Genomic DNA, 10,772 nt, shown 5'->3' with positions numbered 1-10,772 from the left:
CCATTCTGGAGCAGTTGAAACAGGCGCAGTGATTCCAATTAGGTATGACGCAGTGCATCGACCAGATGTGCTGCGGTTAAATTTTAAGACCCGTATTAGTTAATACTGGCAATATTGACATATTGTTTGCTATAATCTGCGGCTTCGCGAAAGCGAAGATGCAGGAGAGATGGATGAGTGGTTGAAGTCGCACGCCTGGAAAGCGTGTATAGGTTCATAGCCTATCGGGGGTTCGAATCCCCCTCTCTCCGCCAATGACACGGCAAACGTTAGCAAACTTTGCCTAAAAACCCCTAGGAAATAAAATACTTAGGGGCTTTTTATGCCAATAGTGCCAAAGTTTGCCAATTGACAACCATTGTTTTTATGTGGGCAACCTTAGGGGCATTGTCGATGCCCCTAAGAAAGGGGGCCCCAAAAATGCCAAAGATCGTCACACCCCTCACCGCTATTCAGGTCAAGAACGCTAAGCCTTGAGCCAAACCTTACAAACTCGCTGATGGTGGTGGTCTGTACTTGGAAGTAATGTCGACAGGCTCGCTGCTATGGCGAATGAAATTCAAGCAGGCCAATGGCTGAGGTTCCCTCGATATTTCATCTGCCATCAGGTGGATTTTATGCGATAGGTGGAATTGTATAAGGCCTTGAAAGCCTTATAAATAAACGATTTACATATTTTTTAATATGATTCTGCCCCTAAAGATGCCCCCATAAACTTTTTCTTCCTTGTTTGACGGCCAGCCTATACGGTCGCTGGGTCTCGGATAACTGCAATCCTTAACTGCGACCGCGTGCGTGCGGGTAACGTGCGGTACGTGGGCTTAAAAGGCGTGGCGATAATTGGCATTACGCACGAATGCAGCTGACTGCCATTTGATTTGTTGATTAAAACCCAGTAGGGGGTTTATTCTGCGCGTGAGATAACAGGTGGTTTCCACTATCGAGAAGGTGCAGACTTTGATGCCGCCCCGCCCATCACGGGAAAATTATCTTCAATACGCGGCTGCGCGCACGACGGGGAACAGTCGGTTTCCTGCGGTCATGCGCCAGACTTTCTGCCGCCCCCCCCTCGCACGTGTGCGCGCACAAGAAATTGTGTGTTAGCGTTAATCTGAAAGAATACAGTCAGTTTCCGCTTTCGATGCACTAGACTTTTATGCCCCTACCCATCCAGCCTATCAATGGCTTCAATCGCAGCGCCCCGCATGTGATTTGTTCGATGCCCCGATTGATTCCAGTGCGATATTTACCGAAGCCATGACCGCCTGTTTGCAGGATGCCTTGACCATCGGCTTGATGAAGTCGCCGGTCGATTCATCCCAGTAACCGGACGGCTGATCTGCATCACGCTGCCGGATGTAGTCGCCTTGGATTGCGTCGTCTTGTTGCTCGATTACAGGTGGAATTGGCGTTCCCGGAATACCGAACCCTACACAGGATAGGGTTTGCTCTTTTTCCGGTGTCGCAGCAGCACCAAACCCTATAGGCTTTGATCGAGTGAACCCTATAGGTTTTTCAGGCTTGCAGGGTTTGGTCATGATCTTGACGAACGTGCTGTTAGCTTTCGGCTGCGGCATATCCAAACCCAGCGCCAGCAATAACGGCTCAGGGTTTTTTAGGTGTGGTTCGATCAATACCCGCAGCAAGGCATCATTCATGCCGCTGTTGACTTCCAGTGCGTCGAACGCTGAATTTACCGCTTGCCGCCTTATAGCCGCGCTCAGGCGCTTGTGTGGCGTTTGCCGCATCAATCCGTACCTTACCCCCACCTGCGCATGAAAGTCGGCTTGCAGGGCTTGCAGCTTGGCGCGGCCTCCCATCAAGTCGCTGCCGATCATCCGGCCACCCACCAACGGCAGCAGCAGCACATGGCAATGCGGTGCGGCTTCGTCGTGGTGGACGATGGCACTGATAACCGGCGCTGCAAAGTATTGCTCCAGCCATGCGGTCGCGTCGTCAAAGTAGCGCCGAAGATCAATTGCGGTTTCAGGCGGCAAACTGAAAATGATCTCCAGCGCCCGTACTGCATCTTTGCGCAACGGCTTTACATCGGCACTATCCATCAGCGATTGCGCCACGCCTGCCACGCTAGCAGCGGTATCGCAGCCACGCAGCACGATGTTGCCGCGTGTGCGTGACGGGTCTATATGACCGCCTTGCGCGGCTCCCATCTCTGCCAGTATTTCGCGGTGATTATGCTTGGCAGCGACTTGAATGATGGCCTTGCCGGTCAGCTTCTTGATGCGCAGAAATTGATGGTGGGTCATGGCCGCAGCCCCAGCATGGCCGCGATAGCTTGCAGCGCCAGCCGGATGACTATGGATTGCAGCGCCACGGTCATGACGCGCCGCCGAACTTCGCCAGCATCTTCATGCGCAGCGCAGTTACATGCTTTTGCAATTCTACTTTGCGCTCTGGATAGCTGCGGCCTCGTGCAATGAGAAAAGCATTTTTCGCCTCGATCTTTTCCAGCAGTTTTAAGTCTGCATTCGATACAGGCGATTTATCCATGCCCCCAGCAAACCCGAACATAACCAGATTCATCAACTTGGCTTCGTTCGCGTAATGGTGCTGCTGCGTTGCCTTTCCCGCGTCTGCCCTCGTTGTTTGCAAGGCATCCATCATGGCGCAGAAACTGGTTGATACCGCCTTGCGTGAATCCTGCCATGCTGCGGATTGATTCGCCAATGCATCGCGCATCGCCATGAACGCATCCACTAACTTAACCTGGCCTTGCCGTGACTTTTTGCCGCCGATAAACGGCATGGCGATCAATGCGCCGCGCTCGGTCAACTCGATCATGCGCTGCGTCTTGCCGCGTTCATCGGTGTAATTTCGCGGCTTGAATTCTAGCCGTGAGATTGTGCCGTCCTCGATCAATGCGCCGACCGATTGCAATACGTTTTTGTGCGCCCGTCCAAACTCCCGCGCTATCGTCAAGGAATCCGTAATGGGGGTGCCTTTGGATAAATGCACAATGCCTTGTTGCACGATGGTTATCGCCTGCATGGTTCCCCCTTACTTGACTTCAGCGCAATAGTTCAGCGGGTCGGCAAAGAAGGCGTGAAGCTCCCGATTCTGGTATGCGGTGCAGCGTTCGGAAAACTTGACCGGCTGCGGCGCTTTACCGGCTCGGACTAGCTGCCGGAATTTTTCGCGGCTGAAAGGGGAGAACGGGGCGATCTGATTCCAGCGGCTCATGCCGTCCACTGGCAGGGTTTTGCCGGGTGTTGTTGGGGTGTCTGTGTGCTGTGCCATGTTTGCCTAACTTTGTAAGTTGCCGCCGTAGTTCAGCGGATTGATGCAAAGGTTAGGCGTTACTGGTATTGATTAATAGCAAGGTATGTTAAGGAAACCTACCTCTCAATTACGGTTAATAGTTGGGTAGGTTAGCGGCTGGAATGGCTGGGTAAGTTGCTTGAAACCCTGTATCTATGCGGGTTTCAAGGGTAGGTGGGTTATTCTGGGGTCTTTGGTGCGCCGCCTTTTTTGTTCCAGTTTGCGACGGTAGTTATTCTTGATTTGGCTTCATTGCTCAGTGCGCCGTATTCAGAATGCGCATCTAATTCAGCTCTCAATCTGTCTTTGGTTGCCGTCCCATTTTTGCTTTCTCCTTCAGCCGTTACAATCTCCCATACTTCAATACTCGCCCTTAGCTCTACGGGGGAACGTGGATTTTTAGGATCAAGATAGGACGGTGCGGGAAGTGCAAGCGGTTGCGTATCGGCTGGCTTCGAAATTTCATTAAGCGAATCTACAAATTCTTTATTTTTAGCAAGTGCATTGGCGCGTGTAATTTGCTCTCGATACGATGGAATGTTTTTGCTTTTTGCCCATTTCATAAATGCCGCTTGCTGCACCCTAGTTCTACTGGTGATTATCTTTTCTGGGTCTGGTAAATCTGGGAATGGAACCTCTTTTTCCCAATCTCCATTTTGATAGTCGTGGTGCAGCTCAATAGCGCGAGAAAATGGCAGTGTGCCACCGCATACCGCCTCGATAATTGCTTTGCGGCATATCTTTGCTTTTCTTGCCTGCTTTAGTGAGAAGTCGAAAGGAACACCGTCTATGTATTCGTCGAAGTTTCCACTTTTCATTTCAAGCGGGTCTATTGCCGCCCAAAGTAAAGCGGCTTCGTCAATTGTCCACACTTCTACCGTTCGCCAGTCTGAAAGATCAGGTAAATCAGTTACACGCATGACGCACCCCTTGCCCTTTAAATCGGAAACCATGCCAGCAGAGTAAAGGGGCAAACTCTGTTTTCCCGCCGTCGCGGTAGGCATGGTTAAACTGGTTATGCTGCCTTGCCAAACTTTCCGGCTATGACCTTGCCGCTTGCCGCCGTGTACAGATAATCGGCATATTGCTGCATCATGACTTTGCGTTCATCAAGGAACATGGCGCGGTCGTAGGCTTCGCCATAGGTATCGCCGGACGCGTGGGACAGTTGACGGTCTACGACCTCGTGCCGATAGCCTAGGCGCTCTTTGATGATGCCCATCGCCAGCGACCTGAAGCCGTGGCCGGTCATCCTGCCATCGTAGCCCATGCGCTTCAATGCCGCCAATATGCCAAAGTTGGTTGCTGATTTTTCGTGGTCGCGCTGGTTCGGGAACAGGTACTTGTTGCCGCCCGTGATGGCGTGCAGTTCCCGCAGTAGTTCCCAGCCTTGACGCGGCAAGAAGATGTGATGATCTACCTTGCGCGGATTGAGTTTCTTTTTCCCCATTTTCATCCGGTGCCACGGGATAACCCAGCTTTCGTTCTCAAGGTCAATTTCAGCCCAAGGGGTTTCGGTCAGTTCGCTGGTGCGCACGAAGATCATCATCATCATGAGCCGGAACATGACCTTGGTTGGTACGAACATGCGGCCCTCGATCTTTTCAAAGGCTCGGATAAATTCCGGCAGTTCATCCGGCGTGATGGCGGCATGGTGTCCTTTGGCGCTGGGTTTGAGAGCACCTCGCAGGCTGGGTACGGGGTCAATCTCAGCTTTGCCGGACGCTATCGCGTAGCGGAATATCTGGCCGCAAACTTGCCCTTGCCGTTTTGCCATGTCTACCGCGCCGCGCTTCTCGATCTGGCGCAGCACGTCCAGAATGACGGGAGCCTTGATGTCGGCTATCGGATATTTGCCGATCAACGGGAAAACGTCCTGTTCCAGCCGGTGCAGCACATTGGTCGCGGTACGCGCCTGCCATGATTCCAGCTTGTTCGTGTGCCATTCACGCGCTACCGCTTCAAACGTGTTGGCGTTTGCAGTCGCCTTGTTGGTCTTTTCTATGCGTTTGGCCTGTGCAGGGTCGATACCGCCAGCCAGTTGTTTTCTAGCCGCTATGCGCTTGTTCCGCGCTTCCAGCAGGGTGATTTCAGGATAGCTGCCAAAGGCAAGGCGGCTTTCGTTGCCATTGGTCTGCTTGAATTTCATACGCCATAGTTTTGAGCCGGTCGGCATCACTTCCAGATACAGACCGCCACCGTCTGCCAGCTTGTAGGATTTTTCCTTGGCTGTCTTGACTTGCACATCGGTCAGGGGAGGGACGATTTTAGGCATTTTGGGGGCATCGCTTTTTGGGGGCATCGAACATGCCACCTAGAATGCCCCCAAAGATGATGGGTGTCAAATGGCAACCTTTGGCACTACGGGCGTAAAAAACCCCTAAGTTATTGATTTCTTAGGGGTTGTTTAAGCAAACTTGCGGTAGTTTGCGGTGTCTTTGGTAGTGATAGGTGGACTTGAACCACCGACCCCAGCATTATGAATGCTGTGCTCTAACCAACTGAGCTATATCACCACTAGTTTATGCGGCTACTGTCGTAGCCGGTATCATTCAGGCCAAAAATCTGCCAGAACAACTAAGGTCTGCATTATGACTATCGACTTTTTCTCTGTCAAGAAAATTGTCTGCCTTGACCCGATTCTGCAGCGTATCCGGTCTTCATATTGCCTGATGGATATGCCGCAGTACCTGATCGATTGCATTCGGGCTGAGGCAGTCCAATGCGATGCGTTGCGGCATCGCGCGCAGCCAGGTCAGTTGGCGCTTGGCCAGTTGGCGGGTGGCGATGATGCCTTTTTCGCGCAGGGTGGGCAGGTCGTATTGTCCGTCCAGGTATTCCCAGGCCTGACGGTAGCCGACGCAGCGTATCGATGGCAGGCCGGGATGCAGGTCGCCGCGCGCGCGCAGGGTTGCCACTTCGTCGAGCAGGTTACGGCCGGGGCCGCCATGCAGCATGGCATCGAAGCGGGCTTCGATGCGTTGGTGTAGCACACTGCGATCCGAGGGTTCCAGCGCCAGCGGCAGCAGCGTGAACGGTAATGCGGTTTTGGGCCGCAAGGCCAGCAGTTGCGACATCGGTTGGCCGGTCAGCGCGATGATTTCCAGTGCGCGCTGGATCCGTTGCGCATCGTTGGGCTTGAGCCGTGCGGCGGTGGCCGGATCGAGCTGCGCCAGCCTGGCGTGCAGGCCGGGGGTGCCGATGCGGGTGGTGTCCAGATCGAGTTGCGCGCGCAGTGCCGGATCGGCTGCCGGCAGCTCATCCAATCCATCCATCAGCGTCTTGAAATACATCATGGTGCCGCCGACCAGGAGCGGCAACTTGCCGCGGGCGCGGATTTCTGCCGTCAGCCGCAGCGTATCCTTGCAGAACTGCGCGGCGGAATAGGCATCGGCCGGGTCGATGATGTCGATCAGGTGGTGCGGCGCGGCGGCTAGTTCGGCTGCGTTCGGTTTGGCGGTGCCGATATCCATGCCGCGATATACCAGTGCGGAATCAACCGAGATGATTTCGGACGGTATCCGGCATGCGATTTCCAGCGCCATTGCGGTTTTACCCGAGGCGGTGGGGCCCATGATGGCGACTGCTAATGGCTGCTTCTGCTGTTGCGTCATCAGGCGACCTTGACGCTGAATTGAGGGATGATAATGCGGACCGAGCCGAAGATGAACACTCCTATCAGGCTGGAAATGATCGCCAGCGGATACAGGGTGCCGTTGTAAGTTGCGCCGATCAGCGTGCCAACCACGAACGCGACCGCCATGTAAAGCGCGCCGGCCAGGCCGGCGGCAGTCCCGGCCTGCTGCGGAAAAGGGTTGACCGAGCCCGATTGCGCAAGCGGCGAGTTGACGCCATGCGCGCACATGGTCAGGAACATTGCCCCGACCACCACGACCCAGTGCGAGTATCCGGCCAGCACCACAGCCAGAAACAGCGTGCCGGCTATCAGAGCGGCACTGGTGCCGAGACGCAGCGTCACCACCGGCCCGACCAAGTGCAGCAGGTGGCGGCATATCAGGGTGCCTGCCATATAGCCGGAAACGCTAAACGCAAAGCAATAGCCGAACTGTGCTGTCGGTACCTGAAGCACGTTAATCAGGACCACGGAAGCGCCCGAGATGAACGCGAAAATCGATCCGTAAGACAGTGCGCCGGGCAATGCATAAGCCCAGAATTCGCGCGCGCCGAGCACATGGCGATAATTGGCCAGCAGGCCGGAGAGTTCCAGCGCACGCGGATTCTTGCAGGTGTTGGTTTCAGGCAGGCGGAAACAGGTTATTGCAATCAGTGTTATGGACAATGTGCTATGCAGAATAAAGGATGCGCGCCAGCCGAAGGTGACTTGCAAATACGATCCGATGATCGGCCCCAGCAAGGGCGTCAGCGATAGCCAGGTGCTGGCCTTGGCGATCACGCGCGCGCTGTCTTCCGGCGCATACGCATCGCGCACGATGGTGCGGGCAATGATGGCAGCCGAACAGCAGCCCAATGCCTGCAGAAAACGGGCGGTGATCAGCCAATTTATCGTCTGCGCCAGCGCGCACAGCAGACTGGCGCCAGCATACAGTGCCAGGCCGTACAGCAGCACCGGGCGCCGGCCGAAGCGGTCTGACAGCGGGCCGATCACCAGCTGCGCGCCGCCGAATCCGATCACAAATAGCGATAGCGTCAGTTGCACGGTCGCGGCCGGCACGTTGAAAAAGGTAGCCAGGCTTGGCAGCGATGCCAGATACAGGTCGGTCGACAGCGGCTGCATCATCAAAAATGCGGTGATCAGAACCAGCAGGGGCGCATGTGCGTACGGTGCAAGGGGATGGATCGCTTTATTCATCGGTGGCCTATTGTCCGCGTAAAAAGAGTTTATCGAGATCGGCCAGCGCCAGCTGGACCCAGGTCGGGCGGCCGTGGTTGCACTGGTCGGCCCGTTCGGTGGCTTCCATCTGGCGCAGCAGCGCGTTCATTTCCGGCGCCGTCAGCGACCGGTTGGCGCGCACCGCAGTGTGGCAGGCCAGCGTACCGAGCAGCGCATTGCGCCGTTCGATCAGCACTCGCGAGCCGCCGAATTCACGGATGTCGCGCAGCACGTCGCGCGCCAGATTTTGCGCATCGGCGTTTTTCAGCAGCGCCGGCACCGTGCGCACCGCCAGCGTGGTGGGCGAGACCGCACTGATGTCGAAGCCGAGCGACTGCAGGATGGCGCGGCTTTCTTCGGTAGTGCCGACTTCGACCGCATCGGCGTAGAAGGTGACCGGGATCAGCAGCGTCTGCACCGGCATCGCATCCTGGTCCAGCGCGGTTTTCAGCTGCTCGTACAGGATGCGTTCGTGCGCGGCGTGCATGTCGACCAGCACCAAGCCCTTGCTGTTTTGCGCCAGGATGAAAACCCCGTGCAGCTGCGCCAGCGCGTAACCGAGCGGGTGGTCGTCGTCCGGCAGCGACTGTGCTGCGGCTGTAGCCGATGGCAGCGGCGTTGCTGCTGCTTCTGCTTCTGCTTCTGCTGTAAACAGTGCGCCGTAGCTGGCGGTCGATTGCGCCACGCCGAAGCCGGCACGGCTAAATTGCGGCGCGGCGGGCGCGCTGCGGAACTGGACGCCGAAGCTGGTTTGCTGCTGCGGCGCTTGCTGCTCCCGTATCCACGGCATGGCGCCGGAGGGCGAGGCCTGCGGCGCCGGCGCGGCGCCGAATGCGGTGGCCGAGGTCTGCGCCAGCGCGCGCTGCACCGCGTGGAACACGAACTGGTGCACCGCGCGGCTGTCGCGAAAGCGCACTTCGATCTTCGACGGATGCACATTCACGTCGACCAGCGCCGGGTTCAGTTCCAGCGCCAGCACATACGATGGGTAGCGGTCGCCGTGCAGCACGTCCTGGTAGGCGGCGCGCACTGCGTGCGTGAGCAGCTTGTCGCGCACGAAGCGGCCGTTGACGTAGAAATACTGGGCGTCGGCGCGCGCGCGGGCGGCGGTCGGCAGGCCGGCGAAGCCGTGCAGGCGCAGGCCGCTGACGGCGTCGCCGGCCGATTCGTCCAGCGCCAGCCGGGCCGCGGCGAAGTTGTCGCCCAGGATGTGCGCGCTGCGCTTGGCGACCTCGCTGGCGTTCCAGTGGTCGATGGTCTTGCCGTTGTGCGACAGCGAAAAGGATACGTCCGGCCGCGCCAGCGCGATCCGCCGCACCACTTCGGCGCAATGGCCGAATTCGGTCTGTTCGGTCTTCAGGAATTTGCGCCGCGCCGGGGTGTTGAAATACAGGTCCTGGACATCGATCGTGGTGCCGGGCGCGCCGGCCGCGGGCGTCGGGCTGGCGGTGGGCGTGCCGGCAAGCTCCCAGGCGTGGGCGGCGTCGGCGGTGCGCGAGGTCAGCGTCAGTTGCGCCACCGAGGCGATCGAGGCCAGCGCTTCGCCGCGAAAGCCGAGCGTGGCGACATGCTCCAGGTCGTGCAGCGAGGCAATCTTCGAGGTCGCGTGGCGCGCCAGCGCCAGCGGCATCTGCCCCGGCGCGATGCCGCGCCCGTTGTCGGTGATGGCGATGCGCTTGACGCCGCCTTCCTCCAGTCGCACGCTGATCTGGCTGGCGCCGGCGTCGAGCGCGTTTTCGAGCAATTCCTTGACCACCGCGGACGGCCGTTCCACCACCTCGCCGGCTGCGATCTGGGAGATCAACTGGTCGGGCAGGGCCTGGATCGGGCGGGGCGGGGTGAGCGGTGCGAGCGGTGCGTTCATGGTGCAGATTATACCGGCGCTGTTGTATTATTCTGCACGCTCGGCTATCGGGCTGCTGTCATTTAGGAGAAGTATGGAATTCATGCAATTTTTCGACATGATCCTGCATGTCGACAAGACGCTCGGCCACCTACTGGAAAACTACGGGACCATGGTGTATGCGGTGCTGTTTCTGATCGTGTTTGCCGAAACCGGGCTGGTGGTGTTTCCGTTCCTGCCGGGCGACACGCTGCTGTTCATCGGCGGCGCTTTCTGCGCCACCGGCGCGATGGATGTCTGGCTGCTGGTCAGCCTGTTGCTGGTGGCGGCGATCGGCGGCAATACGCTCAATTACTGGTTCGGCTCCCTGCTCGGCCACAAGGTGTTCACCCACGATTACAAGTGGCTGGACAAGAAGGCCTTGCACAGGACCCACGTGTTTTTTGAAAAGCACGGCGGCAAGACCATCATCCTGTGCCGCTTCGTACCGGTGGTGCGTACCTTTGCGCCGTTCGTGGCCGGGGTGTCGAAGATGACCTTGCGCAAGTTCCAGCTGTTCAATGTGACCGGCGCGCTGCTGTGGGTCACCGGGCTGGTGGCTGCCGGGTATTTCTTCGGCAACATCCCGATCATCCGCGATCATTTGAACACCATCGTCCTGATCGGCGTGGCGGCCGCCGTGGTGCCGCTGATGCTGGGCGGGCTGTGGAAGTTTTACCGCAAGGTGACCGGCAAGTCGATGGCCTGAGCTTGTTGCTATTTACTTGGGGTATGCCGAAAAATCTATCAGTTCCCCCC

The 10,772-nt window shown here is 57.4% G+C and carries 9 protein-coding genes, 2 tRNA genes and 1 pseudogene; 3 read left to right on the top strand and 9 right to left on the bottom strand.

What is annotated here, in order from left to right; translation table 11 throughout:
- Window positions 1-163 precede the first annotated feature (163 nt).
- Window positions 164-254: transfer RNA gene (locus HMCN_RS0109755), tRNA-Ser, on the top strand.
- Between the two features lie 241 nt (window positions 255-495).
- Window positions 496-579: pseudogene (locus HMCN_RS20110) on the top strand (hypothetical protein); the annotation flags it as partial.
- Window positions 580-1,187: 608 nt separating this feature from the next.
- Here the strand turns inward: HMCN_RS20110 and HMCN_RS18295 are convergent.
- From HMCN_RS18295 to mutL, 9 genes are all read right to left on the bottom strand, one after another.
- Window positions 1,188-2,267 (bottom strand): plasmid recombination protein, encoded by a 1,080-nt coding sequence (locus HMCN_RS18295; RefSeq protein WP_025917213.1) that lies wholly within the window; start codon window positions 2,265-2,267, stop codon window positions 1,188-1,190.
- 70 nt (window positions 2,268-2,337) lie between these two features.
- Complete coding sequence (locus HMCN_RS17555; RefSeq protein WP_025917212.1) at window positions 2,338-3,009, bottom strand: Rha family transcriptional regulator; 672 nt, start codon at window positions 3,007-3,009, stop codon at window positions 2,338-2,340.
- Between the two features lie 9 nt (window positions 3,010-3,018).
- Window positions 3,019-3,258, bottom strand: a complete 240-nt coding sequence (locus HMCN_RS0109740; protein WP_025917211.1) for an AlpA family transcriptional regulator — start codon at window positions 3,256-3,258, stop codon at window positions 3,019-3,021.
- Window positions 3,259-3,458: 200 nt separating this feature from the next.
- Window positions 3,459-4,283, bottom strand: a complete 825-nt coding sequence (locus tag HMCN_RS0109735; RefSeq protein ID WP_035626542.1) for a hypothetical protein — start codon at window positions 4,281-4,283, stop codon at window positions 3,459-3,461.
- Between the two features lie 11 nt (window positions 4,284-4,294).
- Window positions 4,295-5,593: an integrase arm-type DNA-binding domain-containing protein gene (locus tag HMCN_RS0109730; RefSeq protein ID WP_238552075.1), complete on the bottom strand. Its 1,299-nt coding sequence runs from the start codon at window positions 5,591-5,593 to the stop codon at window positions 4,295-4,297.
- Between the two features lie 125 nt (window positions 5,594-5,718).
- A tRNA-Met gene (locus HMCN_RS0109725) sits at window positions 5,719-5,795 on the bottom strand.
- A 144-nt stretch (window positions 5,796-5,939) separates the two neighbouring features.
- Window positions 5,940-6,893 carry a tRNA (adenosine(37)-N6)-dimethylallyltransferase MiaA gene (miaA, locus tag HMCN_RS0109720; RefSeq protein WP_025917208.1) on the bottom strand — a complete coding sequence of 318 codons (954 nt, stop codon included), beginning with the start codon at window positions 6,891-6,893 and terminating at the stop codon, window positions 5,940-5,942.
- Entirely contained in the window at window positions 6,893-8,110 is a 1,218-nt protein-coding gene (locus tag HMCN_RS0109715; RefSeq protein ID WP_025917207.1) for a multidrug effflux MFS transporter, read from the bottom strand. The genes miaA and HMCN_RS0109715 overlap by 1 nt, the downstream gene beginning before the upstream one ends.
- Window positions 8,111-8,117: 7 nt before the next feature.
- On the bottom strand, window positions 8,118-9,995 hold the full coding sequence (gene mutL, locus HMCN_RS0109710) for a DNA mismatch repair endonuclease MutL (protein ID WP_025917206.1): 1,878 nt from the start codon (window positions 9,993-9,995) through the stop codon (window positions 8,118-8,120).
- Between the two features lie 73 nt (window positions 9,996-10,068).
- On the opposite strand from mutL, the gene HMCN_RS0109705 reads away from it, so the two are divergent.
- On the top strand, window positions 10,069-10,722 hold the full coding sequence (locus tag HMCN_RS0109705; protein ID WP_025917205.1) for a VTT domain-containing protein: 654 nt from the start codon (window positions 10,069-10,071) through the stop codon (window positions 10,720-10,722).
- Window positions 10,723-10,772 lie beyond the last annotated feature (50 nt).

It is taken from the genome of Herminiimonas sp. CN (assembly GCF_000622895.1).
GTDB lineage: Bacteria > Pseudomonadota > Gammaproteobacteria > Burkholderiales > Burkholderiaceae_D > AVCC01.
Note: the sequence above shows the minus strand (reverse complement) of the source record. Positions and strands in the feature narration are given on the sequence as shown.